18 protein-coding genes and 1 riboswitch are annotated in these 20,816 nt (G+C 69.9%); of the genes, 7 read left to right on the top strand and 11 right to left on the bottom strand.

What is annotated here, in order from left to right; all coding sequences use genetic code 11:
• Positions 1-158 precede the first annotated feature (158 nt).
• From ACFQ7F_RS25580 to ACFQ7F_RS25565, 4 genes are all read right to left on the bottom strand, one after another.
• Positions 159-863 (bottom strand): GntR family transcriptional regulator, encoded by a 705-nt coding sequence (locus ACFQ7F_RS25580; protein WP_383274371.1) that lies wholly within the window; start codon positions 861-863, stop codon positions 159-161.
• A 234-nt stretch (positions 864-1,097) separates the two neighbouring features.
• A complete protein-coding gene (locus ACFQ7F_RS25575; protein ID WP_383274368.1) occupies positions 1,098-1,901 on the bottom strand; it encodes a M23 family metallopeptidase in 804 nt (267 codons plus the stop codon).
• 12 nt (positions 1,902-1,913) lie between these two features.
• Positions 1,914-2,077: riboswitch (cyclic di-AMP (ydaO/yuaA leader) on the bottom strand.
• Between the two features lie 197 nt (positions 2,078-2,274).
• On the bottom strand, positions 2,275-3,660 hold the full coding sequence (locus ACFQ7F_RS25570) for a M16 family metallopeptidase (RefSeq protein ID WP_383274365.1): 1,386 nt from the start codon (positions 3,658-3,660) through the stop codon (positions 2,275-2,277).
• Positions 3,657-5,006 carry a M16 family metallopeptidase gene (locus ACFQ7F_RS25565; RefSeq protein WP_383274374.1) on the bottom strand — a complete coding sequence of 450 codons (1,350 nt, stop codon included), beginning with the start codon at positions 5,004-5,006 and terminating at the stop codon, positions 3,657-3,659. The genes ACFQ7F_RS25570 and ACFQ7F_RS25565 overlap by 4 nt, the downstream gene beginning before the upstream one ends.
• Before the next feature lie 219 nt (positions 5,007-5,225).
• Between ACFQ7F_RS25565 and ACFQ7F_RS25560 the strand changes: the two genes are divergently transcribed.
• Positions 5,226-7,679, top strand: coding sequence for a DNA topoisomerase (ATP-hydrolyzing) subunit A (locus ACFQ7F_RS25560; protein ID WP_383274362.1), 2,454 nt, complete (start codon positions 5,226-5,228; stop codon positions 7,677-7,679).
• A 25-nt stretch (positions 7,680-7,704) separates the two neighbouring features.
• Here ACFQ7F_RS25560 and ACFQ7F_RS25555 read toward each other — a convergent pair whose 3' ends face one another.
• A complete protein-coding gene (locus tag ACFQ7F_RS25555; protein WP_383274359.1) occupies positions 7,705-8,814 on the bottom strand; it encodes a CobW family GTP-binding protein in 1,110 nt (369 codons plus the stop codon).
• Positions 8,815-9,134: 320 nt separating this feature from the next.
• Between ACFQ7F_RS25555 and ACFQ7F_RS25550 the strand changes: the two genes are divergently transcribed.
• Together ACFQ7F_RS25550 and ACFQ7F_RS25545 are read left to right on the top strand one after the other, a co-directional pair.
• Positions 9,135-9,689, top strand: coding sequence for a DUF6082 family protein (locus ACFQ7F_RS25550; protein ID WP_383274356.1), 555 nt, complete (start codon positions 9,135-9,137; stop codon positions 9,687-9,689).
• A gap of 180 nt (positions 9,690-9,869) precedes the next feature.
• Positions 9,870-10,106: a hypothetical protein gene (locus ACFQ7F_RS25545; protein WP_383274353.1), complete on the top strand. Its 237-nt coding sequence runs from the start codon at positions 9,870-9,872 to the stop codon at positions 10,104-10,106.
• 91 nt (positions 10,107-10,197) lie between these two features.
• Here ACFQ7F_RS25545 and ACFQ7F_RS25540 read toward each other — a convergent pair whose 3' ends face one another.
• Positions 10,198-11,373, bottom strand: a complete 1,176-nt coding sequence (locus ACFQ7F_RS25540) for a citrate synthase/methylcitrate synthase (RefSeq protein ID WP_383274350.1) — start codon at positions 11,371-11,373, stop codon at positions 10,198-10,200.
• Between the two features lie 109 nt (positions 11,374-11,482).
• Between ACFQ7F_RS25540 and ACFQ7F_RS25535 the strand changes: the two genes are divergently transcribed.
• Genes ACFQ7F_RS25535 through ACFQ7F_RS25520 form a run of 4 tightly spaced genes read left to right on the top strand, consistent with a single transcriptional unit; the run spans position 11,483 to position 16,117 of the window.
• Positions 11,483-12,787: a citrate synthase family protein gene (locus tag ACFQ7F_RS25535; protein ID WP_383274347.1), complete on the top strand. Its 1,305-nt coding sequence runs from the start codon at positions 11,483-11,485 to the stop codon at positions 12,785-12,787.
• A gap of 36 nt (positions 12,788-12,823) precedes the next feature.
• Positions 12,824-13,771 carry a sucrase ferredoxin gene (locus tag ACFQ7F_RS25530; RefSeq protein WP_383274344.1) on the top strand — a complete coding sequence of 316 codons (948 nt, stop codon included), beginning with the start codon at positions 12,824-12,826 and terminating at the stop codon, positions 13,769-13,771.
• A 28-nt stretch (positions 13,772-13,799) separates the two neighbouring features.
• Entirely contained in the window at positions 13,800-15,440 is a 1,641-nt protein-coding gene (locus tag ACFQ7F_RS25525) for an ATP-binding protein (protein ID WP_383274341.1), read from the top strand.
• Positions 15,437-16,117 carry a response regulator gene (locus ACFQ7F_RS25520; protein ID WP_383274338.1) on the top strand — a complete coding sequence of 227 codons (681 nt, stop codon included), beginning with the start codon at positions 15,437-15,439 and terminating at the stop codon, positions 16,115-16,117. The genes ACFQ7F_RS25525 and ACFQ7F_RS25520 overlap by 4 nt, the downstream gene beginning before the upstream one ends.
• A 21-nt stretch (positions 16,118-16,138) precedes the next feature.
• Here ACFQ7F_RS25520 and ACFQ7F_RS25515 read toward each other — a convergent pair whose 3' ends face one another.
• The 5 genes from ACFQ7F_RS25515 to ACFQ7F_RS25495 form a co-directional block, all read right to left on the bottom strand.
• On the bottom strand, positions 16,139-17,731 hold the full coding sequence (locus ACFQ7F_RS25515; RefSeq protein ID WP_383274335.1) for a cation acetate symporter: 1,593 nt from the start codon (positions 17,729-17,731) through the stop codon (positions 16,139-16,141).
• Positions 17,728-18,279, bottom strand: coding sequence for a DUF485 domain-containing protein (locus ACFQ7F_RS25510; protein WP_383274332.1), 552 nt, complete (start codon positions 18,277-18,279; stop codon positions 17,728-17,730). The genes ACFQ7F_RS25515 and ACFQ7F_RS25510 overlap by 4 nt, the downstream gene beginning before the upstream one ends.
• Positions 18,280-18,403: 124 nt before the next feature.
• Entirely contained in the window at positions 18,404-19,096 is a 693-nt protein-coding gene (locus ACFQ7F_RS25505) for a response regulator (RefSeq protein WP_383274329.1), read from the bottom strand.
• The gene (locus ACFQ7F_RS25500) at positions 19,093-20,235 is read right to left on the bottom strand and encodes a sensor histidine kinase (RefSeq protein WP_383274326.1); all 1,143 of its coding nucleotides are present in this window, start codon (positions 20,233-20,235) and stop codon (positions 19,093-19,095) included. The genes ACFQ7F_RS25505 and ACFQ7F_RS25500 overlap by 4 nt, the downstream gene beginning before the upstream one ends.
• Positions 20,232-20,744, bottom strand: coding sequence for a DUF1453 domain-containing protein (locus ACFQ7F_RS25495; protein ID WP_383274323.1), 513 nt, complete (start codon positions 20,742-20,744; stop codon positions 20,232-20,234). Before ACFQ7F_RS25495 ends, ACFQ7F_RS25500 begins: the two co-directional genes overlap by 4 nt.
• Positions 20,745-20,816: the final 72 nt, after the last annotated feature.

Below are 20,816 nucleotides of genomic sequence, written 5' to 3'. Positions count from 1 at the left end.
GCCCGAAACAGGGCGGGCCCTTCGGCGTTTCTGCTTCCACTTCCGATTCTTCTGCCGCTTCCGCCTGCCGAATATCGGCGTCGCGCGCTGAATACAGTGAATTCGGGCAGCCGAAATAGACCCCACCGAATAGCACTTCTTTGTATACGGCGCCTCTGTTAATGCCGGAGGCCCACCCTGTTTACGGCATGTTGCGAATCCCTCACACGATCACGGACGGCGGCCCGGTGCCCCTGCGGGGGAAAGCGCAGCCGGTGCGCGTCCGTCGACCGTTCCGCGTGGGCCGCGGCGAGCGACCTGGCCCGTTCCGCGTCCCCGCGAGCGACCGCGTCGACGATCGCGGCGTGCTCCGCCCAGGACTCCGCGGGGGCGGCCGACGTCTCGACGACGTACATCCAGGCGATCTTGTGCCGGAGCTGGGTGAGCAGAGCCGTGAGGCCCGGGCTGCCGGACGACTGGGCGAGCGTCTCGTGGAACCAGCCGCCCAACGAGCGCAGATCCTCGCTCTGACCGCGCCTCGAACGGTCCTGGCCGAGCCTGACGAGGCCACGCAGGACCTTCAGGTGCGCATCCGTGCGGCGCTGTGCGGCGCGGGCCGCACCAAGGGGCTCCAGGAGCATGCGTATCTCCAGGAGGTCGGCCGCCTCCTGCTCGGTGGGCTCCGCGACGCACGCGCCCGCATGTCTGCGCGTGACGACGAAGCCCTCGGCCTCCAGGGTGCGCAGGGCCTCGCGCACGGGGACGCGGGAGACTCCATAGCGGCGTGCGAGCAGTTCCTCGGTGAGCCGGCCACCCCGTTCGTAGACACCGGAGACGATGTCGTCCCGGATGGCCGTGCATACCGAGTGCGCGGGAATGCGCATGACCTGACCTCCGCCTTAATCCCCGCGAAACGCGGTCGATCGACGCCTTTTCAGTGACCCTATTGCAGGGCGGCTGAATTTCCGATGGCGGGCCGAAATCCATGGATATATTTTGGCCAAAGGCGGCACGGGTGCGGTTCGGGGGCACTCGGGTACCGCGAAAGCCCCGGCTCTCGACGAGCCGGGGCTTTCGGTGGATCAGATGCGCTTCGTGCGACGGTCCGGGGTCAGGGATCAGACGCCGACGTCGTGCGCGCGGAGGTACGCGACCGGGTCGATGTCCGTGCCGTAGTCCTCGCCGGTGCGGGCCTCGAAGTGGAGGTGCGGGCCGCTGGAGTTGCCGGTGGAGCCCGAGAGGCCGATCTGCTGGCCCGGAGTGACCGCCTGGCCGACGGTGACGCCGAGGGACGACATGTGGCCGTACTGGGTGTACGTGCCGTCGTTCATCTTGATGACCACGTTGTTGCCGTAGGCACCGCCCCAGCCGGCCTCGACGACGGTGCCGGAGCCGACCGCGTGGACCGTGGTGCCGGACGCGGCGTGGAAGTCGATGCCGGTGTGGCTGCCGGAGGACCACATGCCGCCGCCGGTCTGGTAGCCCGTGGAGACGGACGAGCCGGTGATCGGGGAGACGTAGCTGTTCAGGCGCTTGCGCTCGGCCTCGCGAGCAGCACGCTCCTTGGCCTCGCGCTCCTTCTTGGCCTTGGCCTTCGCCTCGGCCTCGGCCTTGCGCTTGGCCTCTTCGGCCTTCTTCTTGGCGGCTTCTTCGGCCTTCTTGGCCGCTGCCGCGTCGTCGGCGGCCTGCTGCTGGGCAGCGGCCTGCGCGTCGATGCTCTGGGCGAGCGAGTCGCCGACGGAGACCGCCTGGGTGAGGCCGGTGTGCTCGAGGGCCACGGCGTCGTCGGCGGCGAGGGCCGGAGCGGCCAGGCCTCCTATGACACCGGTGGTGGTGAGGGCTGCGACGCCCGCCACGTTCGCGGTCGTACGCGTGAGGCGGCTCGGGCGACGGTGCTTCCCGGTGGCACGGGTGAACGCCATGAAGCGGCTGATCCTTTCCTTCCTTCTCGCCTACCGGGTTAGCTGACGGGTTCGGAGCAGGAAGGTCTCCTACGAGTCCCTCGCCTCACGGCAAGGTTCCCGATTCACCCCAAGGGGACATGTGGGTCCCCGGCTCCCCTGGCTCGCGCCGTACGGGGACTCGGCGATGACTGTCCGGTGCCGCGGGTGCGGCGTACTGCATGACGAACAGCCGGACCGACGCTAAGCGGGGCGTCTTTCAAACGACAAACGGATCAGAGTTTTTGTAGCGCACGCCACAGGGCAGACACGTAACCTCCATACTAATTCGGACATATGAGGACCCCGGTAGCAAATTCCAGCCACCGGGGTCCCGATATGTCCTGACTGTCACTCAGCCCGTGACCACACTCACTTCACCGATGCCGAGCGCCCTGACGGGCTCCTCGATCTGTGCGGCGTCACCGACGAGCACCGTCACCAGGCGGTCCTGCGGGAAGGCGCTCACCACGGCGGCGGTGGCCTCCACGGTGCCGGTCGCGGCCAACTGGCGGTACAACTGCGCCTGGAAGTCGTCCGGAAGGTGCTGCTCGACCTGATCGGCGAGGGTGGCCGCGACGGACGCCGCCATCTCGTACTTGAGCGGGGCCACGCCCACCAGGTTCTGCACGGCGACGTCGCGCTCGGCGTCCGTGAGGCCGTCGGCGGCGAGGGTGCGCAGCACCTTCCACAGGTCGTCGAGCGCCGGTCCTGTGGACTCGGTGTCCACCGAGCCGCTGATGGCCAGCATCGCGGCACCGGTGCCGTCCGGCGCGGAACGCAGGACCTGGGCGAACGACCGTACGCCGTAGGTGTATCCCTTCTCCTCGCGCAGGACGCGGTCGAGGCGCGAGGTGAGGGTGCCGCCGAGGCAGTACGTGCCGAGCACCTGCGCGGGCCACACGCGGTCGTGCCGGTCCGGTCCCACGCGGCCGATGAGCAGCTGCGTCTGGACGGCGCCGGGGCGGTCCACGATGACGACACGGCCGGTGTCGTCGGCGGTCACCGGGGGCACCGGGCGCGGCTCGGCCGTGCCGCCCGTCCAGGAGCCGATGGTGTCGGCGAGGACGGCGTCCAGGTCGACGCCGGTCAGGTCGCCGACGACGACGGCGGTCGCCGTGGCGGGACGCACGTGCTTCTCGTAGAAGGCACGCACCGCCGCCGAGTCGATGGCCGTGACCGTCTCCTCGGTGCCCTGGCGGGGGCGCGACATGCGCGACGTCGCCGGGAACAGCTGCCGGGAGAGCTCCTTGGCGGCGCGACGACCCGGGTTGGCGGCCTCGTGCGGGATCTCGTCCAGGCGGTTGCGTACGAGGCGTTCGATCTCGCTGTCCGCGAAGGCGGGGGCGCGCAGGGCGTCGGAGAGCAGGCCGAGCGCCTTCGGGAGGCGGGAGACCGGCACTTCGAGGGAGACGCGGACGCCGGGGTGGTCGGCGTGCGCGTCCATGCTGGCGCCGCAGCGGTCGAGTTCCGCGGCGAAGTCCTCGGCGGAGTGTTTGTCGGTGCCTTCGTTGAATGCCCTCGCCATGATCGTGGCGACGCCGTCGAGGCCCGCGGGCTCGGCGTCGAGCGGCGCCTCGAGGTGGATCTCCACGGCGACGACCTGCTGGCCGGGGCGGTGGCAGCGCAGCACGGTGAGGCCGTTGTCCAGGGTGGCTCGCTCGGGCGCGGGGAAGGCCCACGGCCGTGCGGTGCCTGCCTGGGGCTGTGGGTGGAACTGCATCGTCGCGGCCTCGGTCACTTCGCCGCCTCCTCTTCGTCCTCGTCGGTGGCTTCGGCGCCCTCAGGGGCCGCTGTGGGCTCGTACACGAGCACCGCGCGGTTGTCGGGGCGCAGGCGGGCCGCTGCGGCCGCCTTGACCTCTTCGGCGGTGACGTCCAGGACGCGCCCGACGGCGGTCAGGGCGAGCTGCGGGTCTCCGAACAGGACGGCGTACCGGCACAGTTCGTCCGCGCGTCCTGCCACGGTGGAGAGCCGGTCGAGCCACTCGCGCTCCAGCTGTGCCTGGGCGCGCTCCATCTCCTCGTCGGTGGGGCCCTCTTCCGCGAAGCGGGCGAGCTCCTCGTCGACGGCGGCCTCGATGACGGGGACCTCGACGTCGCCGGACGTCTTCACGTCGAGCCAGCCGAGCGAGGGGGCCCCGGCGAGGCGCAGCAGGCCGAACCCGGCCGCCACCGCGGTGCGGTCGCGGCGCACCAGGCGGTTGTAGAGCCGCGACGACTCGCCGCTGCCCAGGACAGTGAGCGCCAGGTCGGCCGCGTCGCACGCGCGCGTGCCGTCCTCCGGGAGGCGGTAGGCGGCCATCAGGGCGCGGGCCGGTACCTCTTCCTCGACGACCTCGCGCAGCTCCTCGCCGATCGTGTCGGGCAGCGAGCCGTCGCGCGGCGGCTGCTTGGCGTCGTTCGAGGGGATGGACCCGAAGTACTGCTCGACCCAGGCGAGGGTCTGCTCCGGGTCGATGTCGCCGACGACCGACAGGACGGCGTTGTTGGGCGCGTAGTACGTACGGAAGAAGTTCCGCGCGTCCTCCAGCGTCGCCGCGTCCAGGTCGGCCATGGAGCCGATCGGGGTGTGGTGGTAGGGGTGGCCCTCGGGGTACGAGAGGGCGGTCAGCTTCTCGAACGCCGTGCCGTAGGGAACGTTGTCGTAGCGCTGGCGGCGCTCGTTCTTGACGACGTCCCGCTGGTTCTCCATGGATTCTTCGTCGAGCGCGGAGAGCAGCGAGCCCATCCGGTCGGCTTCCAGCCACAGGGCCAGCTCGAGCTGGTGTGTGGGCATGGTCTCGAAATAGTTGGTGCGTTCGAAGCTCGTGGTGCCGTTGAGCGACCCGCCCGCACCCTGCACCAGCTCGAAGTGGCCGTTGCCGTGCACCTGCTTCGAGCCCTGGAACATCAGGTGCTCGAAGAGGTGAGCGAGGCCCGTACGCCCCTTGACCTCGTGGCGCGAGCCGACGTCGTACCAGAGGCAGACCGCGGCGACCGGGGTCAGGTGGTCCTCGGAGAGCACCACGCGCAGGCCGTTGGCCAGCCGGTGCTCGGTCGCTGTCAGGCCGCCGGAGCCGGCCTCGGCTGTGGCCGTGTGACCCATGGGCATGTACGTCCCTTCGATCGCGAAAAGCTGGAAATTCTGCCAGTCGTGCCACTGTATGCAAGCGTGCTGACAACCGGTGAAGTTCCCGCTCCGCGCTCGGCGTAGTCGCGGTCGAAGTCCGGGTCGTGGTCGGCGTTGTCAGTGGGACAGAGCACAATGGTCGGCGTCAGATCCCGTTGATGCCCTGGCAGACACCGTGAAGGAGCCGCAGCAGCGATGGCCCGCCGCAGCACGAAGACCCCGCAGCCCGACGAGTCGTTCGAGGAGAAGATCCTCGACATCGACGTCGTCGACGAGATGCAGGGCTCCTTCCTCGAGTACGCGTATTCGGTCATCTACTCGCGCGCCCTGCCGGACGCCCGCGACGGCATGAAGCCGGTGCACCGCAGGATCGTGTATCAGATGAACGAGATGGGCCTGCGCCCCGACCGCGGCTATGTGAAGTGCGCCCGTGTCGTGGGCGAGGTCATGGGTAAGTTGCACCCGCACGGCGACGCGTCGATCTACGACGCCCTGGTGCGCATGGCCCAGCCCTTCTCCATGCGCCTGCCCCTGGTGGACGGGCACGGCAACTTCGGCTCGCTCGGCAACGACGACCCGCCGGCCGCCATGCGGTACACCGAGTGCAAGATGGCCGACGCGACGTCTCTGATGACGGAGTCGATCGAAGAGAACACCGTCGATTTCGAGTCGAACTACGACGGCCAGGAGCAGGAGCCGGTCACCCTCCCTGCGGCCTATCCGAACCTTCTGGTCAACGGCTCGTCGGGCATCGCCGTCGGCATGGCGACGAACATGCCGCCGCACAACCTCGGCGAGGTCATCGCCGCCGCCCGCCACCTGATCAAGCACCCCGGGGCCGACCTGGAGACGCTGATGCGTTTCGTGCCGGGCCCGGACCTGCCCACGGGTGGCCGCATCGTCGGCCTCTCCGGGGTCAGGGACGCGTACGAATCAGGGCGCGGCACCTTCAAGATCCGCGCGACGGTGGCCGTCGAGAACGTGACGGCCCGCCGCAAGGGCCTGGTCGTGACGGAACTGCCCTTCTCCGTAGGACCCGAGAAGGTCATCTCGAAGATCAAGGACCTGGTCGGCTCGAAGAAGCTCCAGGGCATCGCCGACGTCAAGGACCTCACGGACCGCTCGCACGGCCTGCGTCTGGTCATCGAGATCAAGAACGGCTTCGTCCCTGAGGCCGTCCTGGAGCAGCTCTACAAACTGACGCCGATGGAGGAGTCCTTCGGCATCAACAACGTGGCCCTGGTGGACGGCCAGCCCCTCACGCTCGGCCTCAAGGAACTCCTCGAGGTCTATCTCGACCACCGCTTCAACGTCGTGCGCCGCCGCAGCGAGTTCCGCCGCAGCAAGAAGCAGGCGAGGCTGCACCTGGTCGAGGGGCTCCTTGTCGCCCTTTTGGACATCGACGAGGTCATCCGGCTCATCCGCTCCAGCGACAACTCCGCACAGGCCAAGGAGCGCCTGATGGAGCGCTTCTCGCTGAGCGAGATCCAGACGCAGTACATCCTGGACACGCCGCTGCGCCGCCTGACCAAGTTCGACCGTATCGAGCTGGAGTCCGAGCGCGACAAGCTCAAGGCCGAGATCGACGAGCTGACCCGGATCCTGGAGTCGGACGCGGAGCTGCGCAAGCTGGTCTCCGCCGAACTGGCCGCCGTGGCCAAGAAGTTCGGCACTGACCGGCGCACGGTCCTCCTGGAGTCGGCGAGCACCCCGGCGCCCACGGTCTCGCTGCAGGTGGCGGACGACCCGTGCCGCGTGCTCCTCTCATCGACCGGCCTCCTGGCCCGTACGGCCAATGGTGAGCCGTTCGCCGAGAGCGACACCAAGCGCGTCAAGCACGACGTGATCGTCTCCGCCGTCCCCGCGACCGCGCGGGGCGAGGTGGGCGCGGTGACGTCCGAGGGACGGCTGCTGCGCCTCTCCGTGGTCGACCTCCCGCAACTTCCGGAGACGCACGCGGCACCCAACATCTCCGGAGGTGCGCCGGTTTCGGAGCTGCTCTCCCTGGAGGGGGACGAGAGCCTGATCTGCCTGATGACCCTGGACGAGTCCTCACCGGGCCTCGCCCTCGGCACCCAACAGGGCGTGGTCAAGCGCGTGGTCCCGGACTATCCCTCCCACAAGGAGGAGTTGGAGGTCATCACCCTCAAGGACGGTGACCGGATCGTCGGCGCGGCCGAGCTGCGCACGGGTGAGGAGGACCTGGTCTTCATCACGGACGACGCCCAGCTCCTGCGGTACCAAGCCGCGCAGGTACGCCCGCAGGGCCGTGCCGCGGGCGGCATGACGGGGATCAAGCTCGCGGACGGCGTCAAGGTCATCTCCTTCGTGGCGGTGGACCCGGCCGTGGACGCCGTGGTCTTCACGGTGGCGGGCTCGCGCGGCACGCTCGACGACTCGGTGCAGACGACGGCCAAGGTGACGCCGTTCGACCAGTACCCCCGCAAGGGCCGGGCCACGGGTGGCGTGCGCGTCCAGCGCTTCCTGAAGGGCGAGGACTGTCTGAGCTTCGCGTGGGCGGGCCCGACACCGCCGCTCGCGGCCCAGCGCAGTGGCCTGCCGGCGGAGCTGCCGGAGATCGACCCGCGCCGCGACGGCTCGGGGGTCTCGTTGGCGAAGCCGGTGGCGGCGGTGGCAGGCCCGGCGTAGCCGACTGCTGCTCCGCCTACTCCGCTTACTCCACCGGATCGAGTTCCTGTACGTACCGCAGTACGCCCCACATGCTGTGCTCGTCGGCATCAGCGTGCGGGGCGTACGCACGACATGCGTCGAGCTCCTTCTCCAGAGCGGGTACGTCGATGCACGCCCCGATGAGGACGAGCTGGGTCAGGCGGGCCTCGCCCGGCGCCCACGGCTCGGGGTAGAAGCGCAGAAACCGCCCCACGGCGTGCACGGCGTATTTGTTGCGCGGGTCGGCGGCGCCGAAGTCGACGTACCCCTTGATGCGGTAGAGCCCTTCGGGCCGGCTGTCGAGGAGGGCCATGAACGGGCGGGGGCTCATGGGTACTTCGCAGGAGAAGGCGAGGCTTTCGTAGGCGGAGTGCAGGTGATCGTGGTGCCCGTCCCGCCCGCCGTCCTCATGCTGATGCGGGTTGTCGTCCTCATGCTGATGCAGGTCGTCGAAGGACAGCTGCCCGACCCGCTCCCCCACCGGCTTCCGGTCGAGGAGCAGCTCCACGTCGACGCGTCCGTACGAGGCCGCGACCACGGCCGCGCGATCGGTGAAGCCCCGGACGACGCCGAGGATCCGCTCACGCTCCGCTTCGGGGACGCGGTCGACCTTGTTGACGACGACAAGATCGGCGATCCCCAGATGCCGGTCGACCTCGGGATGCCGCTGCCGGGTGGAGTCGAACTCGGCGGCGTCGACGACCTCGACGAGCCCTCCGTACACGATGTGCGGGTTCTCGCTGGCGAGCACCATCCGCAGGAGCTCCTGCGGCTCGGCGAGCCCGCTGGCCTCGATGACGATGACGTCGATCCGGGAGGAGGGCCGGGCAAGCCGCTCCAGATACACGTCGAGCTCGCTGGCGTCCACGGCACAGCACAGGCACCCGTTGCCGAGCGAGACGGTGGAGTCACCGAGCTGCCCCGCGACGGCCATGGCATCGATCTCGATGGACCCGAAGTCATTGACGATCGCACCGATCCGGCTGCCACCGCTGCGGTGGAGCAGATGATTGAGCAGCGTCGTCTTGCCGGAACCCAGGAAGCCGGTGAGGACGACTACGGGGATCTGCCTCGTACCTGGCCGAGCACCTGGCTGCGCATCCGGCTGAGTCAACGTGCGACCCCTTTCACACTGAAGCGCGCACCGGCGCGTGCCCGGCTCGCGTACAACGAACGACTGCCGCCCCAGCATACGAGCGCGTAGAGGGGCCACGAAGTGAACGATTGTTAGCGGCGCAGGCGGGGCACACATCGGGCACGGCGTCGGGACACGCGACCACTGCTGCCTTCCGTGCGCCGCCTCTCCGCCTCCCTGCCGATCAGAGCCGCTCGGCATCCTGGGAAGCGGCAAGCGTGCCGCCCATCGCTCGCCGGTCCTCACCCTGTCGACCCGCATCCGACGACCGGCGGACGGTCGCCGATTCGGGGGTTGACATGGCCACACAGAATTTTGGGATACGGGGGTTGGGGTCCGCTGCTACTGCGGGCCTTGCTTTCGCCGTCGGGGCTCTGACGGCCCTGACCGCTCAGCAACGCAAGCACGGGGCGCTGCGGCTGCGACTCACGTGCACAGAACAGTCCGAACACCAGCGCAACGCCAACTTGATCACGCAGCAGCGGCTGCAGTTCGACATGCTCAGCAAGGCGATGGACGACCCCGACCTGGCCGCGGTCCTGGACACCTTCGACATGCCTCTCGATGCCCGCACCCTGCGGCAGTACCTGTTCGCCAACGCGGTGTACACCAACGCGCTGCTGTTCTGGCGCGTCGGCAACTTCAGCTGGGAAGAGGTGCACGGGCATCTGCGCCTGATCTGCCAGAACCCGATCTTCCGAAGCTACTGGAAGGCCACCGGGCCACACCGGGCCAGCCTGCTGGATGCTTCGGACGAGGCTCGTCTGGGCCGAATGGTGGACAAGCTGATCCGGGATCTCGAGGAAGCGGACACCGACGAATGGTGGGTCGTCGGTGAACCCCCTGACGAATAAGGCTGGTTGAGCCCTTCGATTGAGGCTGGTCGAACCCTTCGATGACGTCGCATGCCGAGTTGCCCCGGCTTGTCTCGGGCATCTCCAGTCCCTAAGGTGGGCGCGCGCGTTGTACCCCACAATCGCGGGCGCGCGACTTGCCCCAGAACGCCGCCCACCAAACTTCTTAGAGGGATACCGTTGAAGATCGTGCGGCGCATCGGCGTCTCTCCCCAGCAGCGAGGCAGCGCATCGGGGCAGTCGTGCCCTGACGTGTTTGAACTCAGCGACGGGAACTTCGCTGTCATCGGGAGAGAGGCAACTGCGGCGCTCGAGAAGGAACTACCGCCGGACGCCTCACGGGCGGACTATGAACGCATCGTGATCGTGAGCCGCGAGACGCTGGTCCGCGCCAAGGGCGACATCCCGGACGCCTGACGTCACTCGGCGTACGCATTACGGGCTCGGCCTCTCTTGAGGCCGAGCCCGTTTTACCTGCCACCCCCGTCTAGTCGCACGCCACCTCCGTCTAGAGGGCCGTCGGCACCGCCTGTGGCGCGCGCTCCCCCACATACCGCGCCGCAGGCCGAATGATCTTCGAGTCCTCCGCCTGCTCCAGGATGTTCGCGCCCCAGCCCACCACGCGCGCCGCCGCGAACGTAGGCGTGAACATCTCGCGCGGCAGGCCGCACAGCTCCATGACGACGCCCGCGTAGAACTCCACGTTGGTGTGCAGCTCGCGCCCCGGCTTCAGTTCGGCGAGGATCGCCTCGACCTGACGCTCGACCTCGACCGCGAACTCCACCATCCGGCCGCCGAATTGCTGGGCGATGCCCCGCAGCATCCGCGAACGCGGGTCCTCCGTCCGGTAGACGGGGTGGCCGAAGCCCATGATGCGGTCCCCCGCGAGGACCCGCTCGCGGATCCAGTCGTCGATGCGGTCGGGCGTGCCGATGGCATCGAGCGTGTCGAGTGCGCGGCTCGGCGCCCCGCCGTGCAACGGACCCGACAGCGCACCCACGGCACCCACCAGGCAGGCCGCGACATCCGCGCCGGTCGAGGTGATCACCCTGGCCGTGAAGGTTGACGCGTTGAATCCGTGATCAATGGTTGAGATCAAGTACTGCTCGATCGCCCGCGCGCGATCGGGGTCCGGCTCCGAACCCGTCAACATGTAGAGGTAGTTGGCCGCGTACGACAGGTCGTCGCGTGGTTCGACGGGGTCGAGTCCCTGGCCGAGCCGGTACAGGGCCGTGAGCAGCGTCGGCACCACGGCGGACGCGGCGAGGGCGTCGTCGCGGCGCCGGTCCTCGTCTATGTCGTACACCGGGCGGAAGCCCTTCGCCGCACCGAAGAGCGACAGTGCCGTGCGCAGTGCGGAGAGCGGCCCCGACAGGGCGCTTGCGCGGGCTATGGCGGGCAGCGCGGCGCGTACATCGTCGGGCAGCCGACGCAGGTTCGCGGTCCGCGCGGCGAAAGCGGTCCGCTGCTCGGCGTCCGGCAACGCGCCGTGGAACATCAGGTGCCAGACGTCCTCGAAGCTGCGGGTCTGCGCGAGCTCGACGGCCGAGTACTGGCGGTAGTGGTAGAAGCCCTCGTAACCCCTGACGTCTCCGAGCCGGGTCTCGGTCACGACGACGCCCGCGAGCCCGCGGGGGACCTCCACGGGGGCGGTGGGGGTGGTGGTGGAGCCATTGATCGGCATGTTTTTCCTCGACTTCCTCCCTGGACTTGATTTGACTGTCCATGCTTGACTGAATCCTTGTCAATATTGATTGAATCAACATAACGTCAATCTGGATACGGTGTCGCCCATGACGGATCGAGAAGTGACCCGCACGGACAGCGAGACATCGGGCCACGCCGCGTCGGCAGCCACCCGCGAGAGCCGTCGCCTGAGCACCCGGGAAGCCGCCGAACTGCTCGGCGTGAAGCCGGAGACCGTGTACGCCTACGTGAGCCGCGGCCAGCTCAGCAGCCGCCGAGGCCCCGGCGCCCGGGGCAGCACCTTCGACGCCAAGGAGGTCGAGTCGCTCGCCCGCAAGAACCGCCGGGAGCCCGCGGCCGCCTCCGTGAGCAGCGAACTCGCCGTCCGCACCCGCATCACGCTCATCGGCAAGGACCGCTACTACTACCGCGGGGTCGACGCCATGGACCTGGCCCTGACGCACTCGTACGAAGAGGTCGCCGAGTGGCTGTGGACCGGCGTCATGCGCCCCGGCATCCGCTTCACCGCCCCCGCGGAGACCGTCGGCGCCGCACGCCGCGCCATCGACGCGCTGCCCGAGCACAGCGGCCCGACCGACCGCCTGCGCGTGGCCGCCATCTCGGCCGCGGCAGCGGACCCCCTGCGCTTCGACCTCTCCGAAGAAGCCGTCATCGGCACCGCACGCGCCCTCATCCCCACCCTCGTCACCGCACTGCCACCGGTCAGCCGTACTCACCGGGACGACGGCCCCCTGGCCCACCAGCTCTGGGCACGGCTGACGGGAAGGCAGCCGCACGACACCTCCCTGCACGCCCTGGACACCGCGCTCGCCCTCCTTGTCGACCACGACCTCGCCGCGTCCACGCTCGCCGTCCGCGTCGCCGCCTCCGCCCGCGCCCACCCGTACGCGGCGGTGTCCGCCGGCCTCGGCGTCCTGGAGGGCCCCCTGCACGGCGCGGCAAGCGGCCTCGCGCACCGCATGCTCCTGGACGTCCTGGACCGGGGCAGCGCGGCCCCCGTAGTGGCCGACGAACTTCGCGCGGGCCGCCGCGTCCCTGGCCTCGGTCACCGGCTCTACCCCGGCGAAGACCCGCGCGCGGAGGCCCTGTTCGCCCTCCTGGAGGTCATCCCCCAGACCGGCCCCGCCCTGGCGGCGGCCCGCGACGTGGTGGCCACCACGGCCCGCCACACCGACCTGCACGCCAATGTCGACCTGGCCCTGGCCGTCCTGACCGCCTCGTCCGGGATGCCCGCCGAGGCAGGCGAGACGATCTTCGCCGTGGCACGCACGGCCGGCTGGATCGCCCATGCCCTTGAGGAGTACGAGGAACGCCCGCTGCGCATGCGCCCCAGCGGGCAGTACGTCGGGCTGCGCCCGCCCCAGCCGATGCCCGTGCCCGACGGCGGATGAACCACCACAGACGCGGCGGGGGTTAGGCTCCCCTCTGTGAGTAAGTGCGCCACCGCTTCGCGGGATCTGGACGAGCCTCTCGCGGGGACCGCGGCCACCGCCAGGACCTGGCTGCTGCTTGAGCAGCCGGGCCCGTGGGGCGCCAGAGCGCTCACCGAGAGCCACCTGGATCCGGAGGTCGGCCGCGCCCTTGAGGCCGCCGCCGAGGGAACCGGCGTACGCATCGCGCTCATCCGCCGCCCCGGACGCCACGCCGACAGCCACGCCCCGGCGCTCCGCCGGGTGTTCGTGGCCCACACCATGCCTGGCAACACCTGGCTGCGCGGCCACGTCACGGACAGGCCACAGGAGTTGCTCGACCTCGACTTCACGGCCCTCGGCGCGGGCGACCACGGCGGATTCGGCACCCCGCACACGGGCGCCCCGCTCGCCCTCGTCTGCACGAACGGCAAGCGTGACCGCTGCTGCGCCCTTCTCGGCAGGCCGCTCGCCGCCGAGCTCACCGCGTCCGGTGAACAAGGCGCCTGGGAAGTCACTCATCTGGGTGGTCACCGCTTCTCCCCCACCTTGCTGGTCCTGCCCTTCGGCTACGCGTACGGCCGCTCCGGACAGGCCGCCGTCAAGGAGATCCTCGAAGGGGTGCGCACGGGCCGCGTCGTCACCGAAGGCTGCCGGGGCAGCTCCGCCTGGGATCGCCCGGGACAGGCCGCCGAGCTCGCGGTGCGCACCGAGACGGGCGAGAGTGCTGCGGGGGCCCTGAGCGTCGTCCACACGGACGGCACGGCCCCACGCTGGGACGTGACGGTGGCCCACACCGACGGACGCCGGTGGCGCGTGACGGTCGCCCAGGGGACCTCGCTGCCGCCGCGCCCTGAGAGCTGCGGGGCGGCACTGGCGGCCCCGGCGCGCATGGATGTCGTGGCGGTGCGGCGGATCGCGTACGGCTCCGTACAGGAGATCCCCGCCACAGTGACTTCGGAGTAGCACTCCGGTCGCCGTACCGTTCGTACACATGAGCCCGACCTCCCCTGCCCGAAGACTCCGCCTCGGCCTGCCGCGGCGCGTTTTCTCGCAGGTCCTGCTGATGCAGCTGGCGATCGCCGCCGGGGTCGCCGTGCTCGCCACGGGGCTCTTCCTTGCTCCGCTCAGCGATCAGCTGGACGACCAGGCGATGCGCCGCGCGCTCGCCATCGCGCAGACCACGGCCGCCCAGCCGCAGATCGCCGAGGACCTGCGCTCTTCGAAGCCGACCGTCGACGGCCCTGTGCAGAGGGACGCGGAACGGATCCGGCGCGCCAGCGGCGCCGAGTACGTCGTGATCATGAACAAGGACGGCGTTCGCTGGTCCCACACCGACCATGACCAGATCGGACAGCTCGTCTCGACCGACCCCAGCGACGCGCTCGCCGGGGACGAGGTCATGGAGATCGACGACGGCACCCTGGGCCGCTCGGCGCGCGGCAAGGTGCCGCTGCGGGACATCGACGGGGACATCGTGGGTGCCGTCTCCGTCGGCATCGAGTACGACAGCGTCCGTGCCCGCCTCATCCACGCGATCCCCGGCCTTTTCGCGTACGCGGGCGGGGCGCTGGCCGTCGGCGCGCTCGCCGCCTATCTGATCTCACGCAGGGTGCAGCGGCAGACGCGTGACCTGGCCTTCTCCGACATCTCGGCGCTCCTGGCGGAACGCGAGGCCATGCTGCACAGCATCCGCGAGGGCGTCGTCGCACTGGACCGCGCAGGCCGGATCCGCCTCCTCAACGACGAGGCCCAGCGGCTCCTGGGCCTCGGGGCACAAGCCATCGGGCAACCGGTCGACACCGCGCTCGGCCCGGGCCGTACGACCGACGTGCTCGCCGGACGGGTCACGGGCACCGACCTCCTGACCGTCCGCGGCCAGCGTGTCCTGGTCGCCAACCTCATGCCCACGGACGACGGAGGCGCCGTCGCCACCCTGCGCGACCGCACCGAACTGGAGCAGCTCGGCCGCGAGCTGGACTCCACCCGCGGCCTCATCGACGCACTGCGCGCCCAGGACCACGAACACGCCAACCGCATGCACACACTGCTGGGCCTCCTGGAGCTCGAGATGTACGAGGAGGCCGCGGAGTTCGTCGGCGAGGTGGCGGGCGCGCACCGGGTGACCGCCGAGCAGATCACGGAGAAGATCGGCGATCCGCTGCTCGCCGCGCTCCTGGTGGGCAAGGCCACGGTCGCCGCTGAGCGAGGCGTCGTCCTCGCAGTGCCGCGCGACACCGCGCTGCCCGACCGTCTGATCGATCCGGGCGGCCTGGTCACCATCGTCGGCAACCTCGTCGACAACGCACTCGACGCGGCGGCGGGCACCCTCCACGCGCGCGTGGAGGTCGATGTACGCACCGAGGGACGCGCCGTCGTCCTACAGGTGCGCGACACGGGCCCTGGCGTACCGTCCGAACAGCGCGAGACGATCTTCACGGAGGGCTGGTCCACCAAGGAGCCTCCGGCTCACGGCAAGCGCGGCATCGGGCTCGCCCTGGTCCGCAGGCTCGCCGAGCGGCAGGGCGGCAGCGCACGGGCCGGCGCCGCGCCCGACGGGGGCGCCGAGTTCACCGTCGTGCTGCCCGAAGCGCTCGCCCAGTCCGACCTTGCCCCGACGGAGGAGACACGATGATCGAGGTGCTCGTCGTGGACGACGACGTTCGGGTCGCGGACGTCAATGCCGCCTACGTGGCCAAGGTTCCCGGCTTCCGGGTGGCCGGGAAGGCACACAGCGCCGCCGAGGCGCTGCGGCTCGTCGAGGAGCTCCCCGTCGACCTGGTGCTCCTCGACCACTATCTGCCGGACGAGACGGGGCTCGCGGTGGTCCGTACGTTGCGTGAGCGCGGCCATCAGACCGATGTGATCATGGTGACGGCCGCGCGCGATGTCGCCACCGTCCAGGCCGCGATGCGTCACGGCGCCCTGCAGTACCTGGTCAAGCCGTTCTCCTACGCGGGACTTCGGGCCAAGCTCGACGCGTACGCGACCCTGCGCCGCACCCTGGACGGCGGGGGCGAGGCCGAGCAGGCCGAGGTCGACCGGATCTTCGGCGCCCTCTCGGCGACTCCGGCGCCGGAACTGCCCAAAGGGCACTCCCCCACCACGGCCGAGCTGGTTCGCAGGGCCTTGATGGGCGCCGAGGGGCCGCTGTCCGCCCAGGAGTTGGCGGACCGCACCCGGCTGAGCCGCCAGACGGCCCAGCGCTATCTGAAGCTCCTGGAGCGCTCGGGCCGGGTCAGGCTCAGCCTCAAGTACGGCGATACGGGCCGCCCGGAGCACCGCTACGAATGGGCGCCCAGCGCTTCCTAGCCGGGCGCTCATGGAGGACAGCTACACCGCTCCCGCCCCGGTGAGCGACCGCACCTCGGTCTCCGCGTGCTTGGCCTCGTCCGCGGGCTCCGGCGACGTGACGGTGCCGAGCCATCCGGCGATGAAGCCCAGCGGAATGGAGACGAGCCCCGGGTTCTCCAGTGGGAAGTACTGGAAGTCCACCCCCGGGAAGAGAGAGCCCGGCCCTCCGGAGACCACGGGTGACAGCACGACGAGCGCCAGGGAGGGCAGCAGGCCCCCGTAGACCGACCAGACCGCTCCCCGTGTGGTGAAGTTCCGCCAGAACAGCGAATAGAGCAGCACGGGCAGATTGGCGGACGCGGCGACCGCGAAGGCGAGGCCCACCAGGAACGCCACGTTGAGATCTCGGGCGAGCAGCCCCAGGCCGATCGCGACCACGCCGATCCCGGCCGCGGCAAGCCGCGCCACCGCCACCTCACTGCGCGGCTTCGCATGCTTGCGCCGCAGCGACGCGTACAGATCGTGGGCCACGGACGCCGAGGAGGCGAGCGTGATCCCGGCGACGACGGCGAGGATCGTGGCGAAGGCGATCGCGGCGACGATCGCGAACAGAACCGTTCCGCCTGTGGAGTTCGCGCCGCCCCCGAGATCGAGCGCGAGGAGCGGAACCGCCGTGTTCCCCGCGGCATTCGATCCTCGTACGGCATCGGGTCCCACGATCGCGGCGGCGCCGAAGCCAAGGACGATCGTCATCAGGTAGAAGCTGCCGATGAGCCCGATGGACCAGACGACGGAGCGACGGGCGGCGCGCGCGGTCGGCACCGTGTAGAAGCGGGAGAGGATGTGCGGAAGACCGGCCGTGCCGAGGACGAGCGCGAGCCCGAGGCTGATGAAGTCCAGGCGTGATGTCCAGTCGCCGCCGTACTTCAAGCCGGGCGCGAGGAACTGGCTGCCGTGTCCGCTGCGATCGGCCGCGGTCCGCAGCAACTGGTCGAAGTCGCCGTGGAAACGCACCAGAACGAGCACGGTCAGCGCGATCGTGCCGCACATCAGCAGCACCGCTTTGACGATCTGGATCCAGGTGGTGGCCCGCATCCCTCCCAACGACACATAGACGACCATGAGCGCGCCGACGCCGATCACCGTCCAGGTCTGCGCGGCCTCGCTCGTCCCGCCGAGCAGCAGCGCGACCAGTGAGCCCGCCCCCACCATCTGCGCCACCAGGTAGAGAACGGACACGGTCACCGAGGAAGTTCCCGCCGCGATGCGCACGGGCCGCTCCCTCATCCGGGCGGCGACGACATCGGCGAGCGTGAACCGGCCGCAGTTGCGCACCAGTTCGGCCACCAGGAACAGCACGACAAGCCAGGCGACGAGAAAGCCCACCGAGTAGAGCAGCCCGTCGTACCCGAAGAGCGCGATCAGCCCGGAGATGCCGAGGAAGGAGGCGGCCGACATGTAGTCGCCCGCGATGGCGAATCCGTTCTCCATGGGCGAGAAGAGCCGCCCGCCCGCGTAGAACTCTTCCGCCGAGCCGTGTCGGTTCCGGCTCACCCACGTCGTGATGGCGAGCGTGACGGCCACGAACACGCCGAACAGCAGGAGTGCGAGCGTCTGGTGGTCCCCGGTCATCGCTCGCTCCCCCGGCCCGGCTCCAGATCGCTCCACCGGTCGTGTTCCCGCTGGGCCTGAACCCGCTTCTGGTCCTGCTCCCGCTTCTGCTCGAACACGGCCCAGCGCAGATCAAGCGCCTCGCGATCCCTCCTCAGCCGGGCATGCCGCGCATACGCCCAGGTCAGCAGGAAGGTGGTGAGGAACTGCCCGAGGCCCGCGAGCATCGCGACGTTCACCGATCCGGTGACAGGCCGCGCCATGAACCCGGGCGCAGCCGTCGCCGTCACGACATACGCGACGTACCAGGTGCAGAAGACGGCCACACCAGGGATGACGAACCGCCGATACCGGCCGCGCACCTCCTGGAAGGCAGCACTGCGCTGGACCTCCAGATAGATGTCGGCCGCACTCGCGCTCCGCTCCGGCGCGGTTCGGGGCGGCGTGGCAGGCGCCGGAGCACCCGTGCCGTCCAACTCGCCCCAGCCCGACGCAAGCGCGTCGTACCAGGGATCCCTCGGATCACCGGTCCGCGCCTGCCCGGCATCGCGCCCGTCGTGCTTCTCCACCGAACTCTCCTTGTCCGCAGCCTTGTTCGGCTGCGTGCCCAAGGATGGACAGAACGGGAAGATCCCTGACTCTTCTCTCCCTTCACTTCACCCCATCAGGTGACGGACCTCATCAAAACCCCTCTCAGGTGGACCTGGCGCTCGGGGGCTTGGCGAGTCCGTGCCCGTAGGCGTAACGGACCGCCTGCGCACGGTCCTTGAGTCCCGTCTTGGCGAAGAGGTTGTTGATGTGTGTCTTCACCGTCGCGGTGGAGACATGCATCTCGCGGGCGATCTCCTGGTTCGTCATTCCCTCGGCGATCAGGACGAGCACTTCGGTCTCGCGTGTGGTGAGACCGTCGGGCGGCTCCACGGCGGGCGCGGGCTGCTCGGACTCCGAGAGCCGCTCCAACAACCGCCGTTGGATCTGTGGCGAAAGCCCCCCGTTGCCCGAGAGCACGTCTTCGACGGCCCGCACGATCTCGTCCCCACCGGCGTCCTTGGTGAGATAGCCACGCGCACCGGCTCTCAGCGCCGGGAAGAGCGAGTCGTCGTCGGCGAAGGTCGTCAGCACGACGACCTGCGTCCCCGGGTACTCGGCACGGATACGTCGGGTGGCCTCCGCGCCGTCGACCCTGGGCATGCGCAGGTCCATCAGGACGACATCCGGCGCGAGTTCGGCGACGAGCCGGACAGCCTCCTCGCCGTCGCCCCCGGAACCGACGACCTCGATACCGGGCAGCAGCCCCAGCAGCATCACGATTCCCTCGCGCACCACGGTCTGGTCGTCGACCACGATCACCCGCGCCGGCGCCTTGGCGCCGCCCTGGGTCGTCATGTGGGCACCTTCAGCGTCACGATGAAGCCCTCCTCGCCCGGCCCGGCCGTCAGGGACCCGCCCAGCAGCTCGGCTCTCTCCCGCATACCGAGCAGACCGTACCCGGCTCCGGACGCGGCGAGTTCACCCGGCGGCCCGCCCGAATCCTTGACGTCCAGCGTCACTTCACCCTCCCCGTACGCCAGACGCACGAACACCGTGGCGCCCGGCGCGTGCTTGCGGACGTTCGTCAGGGCCTCCTGCGCGACGCGGCGCACCGCCTGTGACGCCTCGGCGGGCAGAGCGCGCCGCGCGCCCGTCACGGACACCGCGGCCTTGTCCGAGGCGACCAGCTCGTGAAGGAAGTCCTCGACGGGCGTCATCTCGCCGCGCAGCGCGGAGAGCGCCTGCCGGGTCTCCGCGAGCCCTTCCCGGGCCATGGACCGCGCCGCCACCACGCGCTCGAGTATCTGATCGCGTGTCGCATCCCCCTCGATCAGCAGACGCGCCGCCTCCAGATGGACCATCTGTGCGGAGAGGCTGTGCGCGAGCACGTCGTGGATCTCCCGGGCGATGCGGGCCCGCTCGGCAAGCGCGGCCGTCTCGGCCTCTGCCGTGCGGGCGGCCCGCTCCTGGGCGAGCAGTCGCTGGGCGTTGCCTCGCGCGTCGGCATCGAGCCGCAGGGTGTATCCGGCCAGTGCGAGCCCGATGACGATGAGGCTCGTGACGAGCCAGCTGTCGTTGTTGTACACCGCGAACCCGATCATCGCCGCAGGCACACAGGCCGCGGCCGCCAGAAGCGGCAGCCGCTCCAGGGCCAGAACCCCCGTACTGCACCAGAGCACGAGCGCCAGCACACTCCAGTCGCCCGCCTGCGCGGCATACCCGGCCCCCATCAGCAGGAGCAGCAGAGCGACCGAGGGCCACAACCGACGATCGAAGGAGGTGCGGAAGAACGCCCAGGCAAGCCCGCAGCAGAGCACGACCAGGCCGACCCCGGCCACCAGGCGCCAGCCCCTGTCGTGATGGAACGCGTTCCACAGCAGGCCGCCGGCGATCGCCACCCGCAGGACCCTGACGAACCACAGCCGGGCGACGCTCTGCCCTCCCCGGGTGAGCGCTTCCCGGGCGGGCCATCTCATCCACCGGTCCGAGATCACACGGGGTCCTTCCGCATCGGCTCGTACGCCGCGTCCGCAACACCGTACGCCGGGCGGAACAGACCGGCCCGCTGCACCAGCATGCCGCTGCGCACAAGCAGCGTGGCAGCGAGGGCCAGCATCAGAGCGGCACTGCCCTGTCGCACCCCCAGCAGCGCACCGAGACCGAACAGGCCGAGCCGCAGCCCGATCCCGACGCCCCAGACGAGGGCGGTGGCCTTGGTCCCCTTGCCCCATACCGCACCGTCCTGCGCTGTCCACACATACGTGGTCCGCGCCCAGCCGAAGCCCATGGCCAGAGCGACCAGCAGCTCGGCACCGAGCAGGGCGATGGACGCCGCGTGGTGATGGGGATCCAGCAGATCGGGCTCGCGCACGGCCATGACGACCAGCACGGCGGGTATGACCCACCAGCGCCTGTCCGCGGTGATCTGCTGCGCCTTGAACTGGCGCACGATCACCAACGCGACGACGGCGCAGACCACCAAGACATTGGCGAGCCCAGACATGACGGCCTCCGTGGAGCGAGAGAGTGCGGAGCCGATCCGAGGAGGATCGACGCCTTCGACGCTACGGAAAAG

The organism is Streptomyces sp. NPDC056486 (assembly GCF_042795295.1).
Lineage (GTDB): Bacteria > Actinomycetota > Actinomycetes > Streptomycetales > Streptomycetaceae > Streptomyces.
The sequence above is the reverse complement of the archived record's forward strand: the minus strand, read 5'-3'. Positions and strand labels throughout refer to the sequence as shown.

Coding starts and splice junctions, on each gene's coding strand:
- ACFQ7F_RS25580 (WP_383274371.1), bottom strand. CDS start 863: ATGCGCATTCCCGCGCACTCGGTATGCACGGCCATCCGGGACGACATC.
- ACFQ7F_RS25575 (WP_383274368.1), bottom strand. CDS start 1,901: ATGGCGTTCACCCGTGCCACCGGGAAGCACCGTCGCCCGAGCCGCCTC.
- ACFQ7F_RS25565 (WP_383274374.1), bottom strand. CDS start 5,006: ATGGGTCACACGGCCACAGCCGAGGCCGGCTCCGGCGGCCTGACAGCG.
- ACFQ7F_RS25560 (WP_383274362.1), top strand. CDS start 5,226: ATGGCCCGCCGCAGCACGAAGACCCCGCAGCCCGACGAGTCGTTCGAG.
- ACFQ7F_RS25550 (WP_383274356.1), top strand. CDS start 9,135: ATGGCCACACAGAATTTTGGGATACGGGGGTTGGGGTCCGCTGCTACT.
- ACFQ7F_RS25540 (WP_383274350.1), bottom strand. CDS start 11,373: ATGCCGATCAATGGCTCCACCACCACCCCCACCGCCCCCGTGGAGGTC.
- ACFQ7F_RS25535 (WP_383274347.1), top strand. CDS start 11,483: ATGACGGATCGAGAAGTGACCCGCACGGACAGCGAGACATCGGGCCAC.
- ACFQ7F_RS25525 (WP_383274341.1), top strand. CDS start 13,800: ATGAGCCCGACCTCCCCTGCCCGAAGACTCCGCCTCGGCCTGCCGCGG.
- ACFQ7F_RS25520 (WP_383274338.1), top strand. CDS start 15,437: ATGATCGAGGTGCTCGTCGTGGACGACGACGTTCGGGTCGCGGACGTC.
- ACFQ7F_RS25515 (WP_383274335.1), bottom strand. CDS start 17,731: ATGACCGGGGACCACCAGACGCTCGCACTCCTGCTGTTCGGCGTGTTC.
- ACFQ7F_RS25505 (WP_383274329.1), bottom strand. CDS start 19,096: ATGACGACCCAGGGCGGCGCCAAGGCGCCGGCGCGGGTGATCGTGGTC.
- ACFQ7F_RS25495 (WP_383274323.1), bottom strand. CDS start 20,744: ATGTCTGGGCTCGCCAATGTCTTGGTGGTCTGCGCCGTCGTCGCGTTG.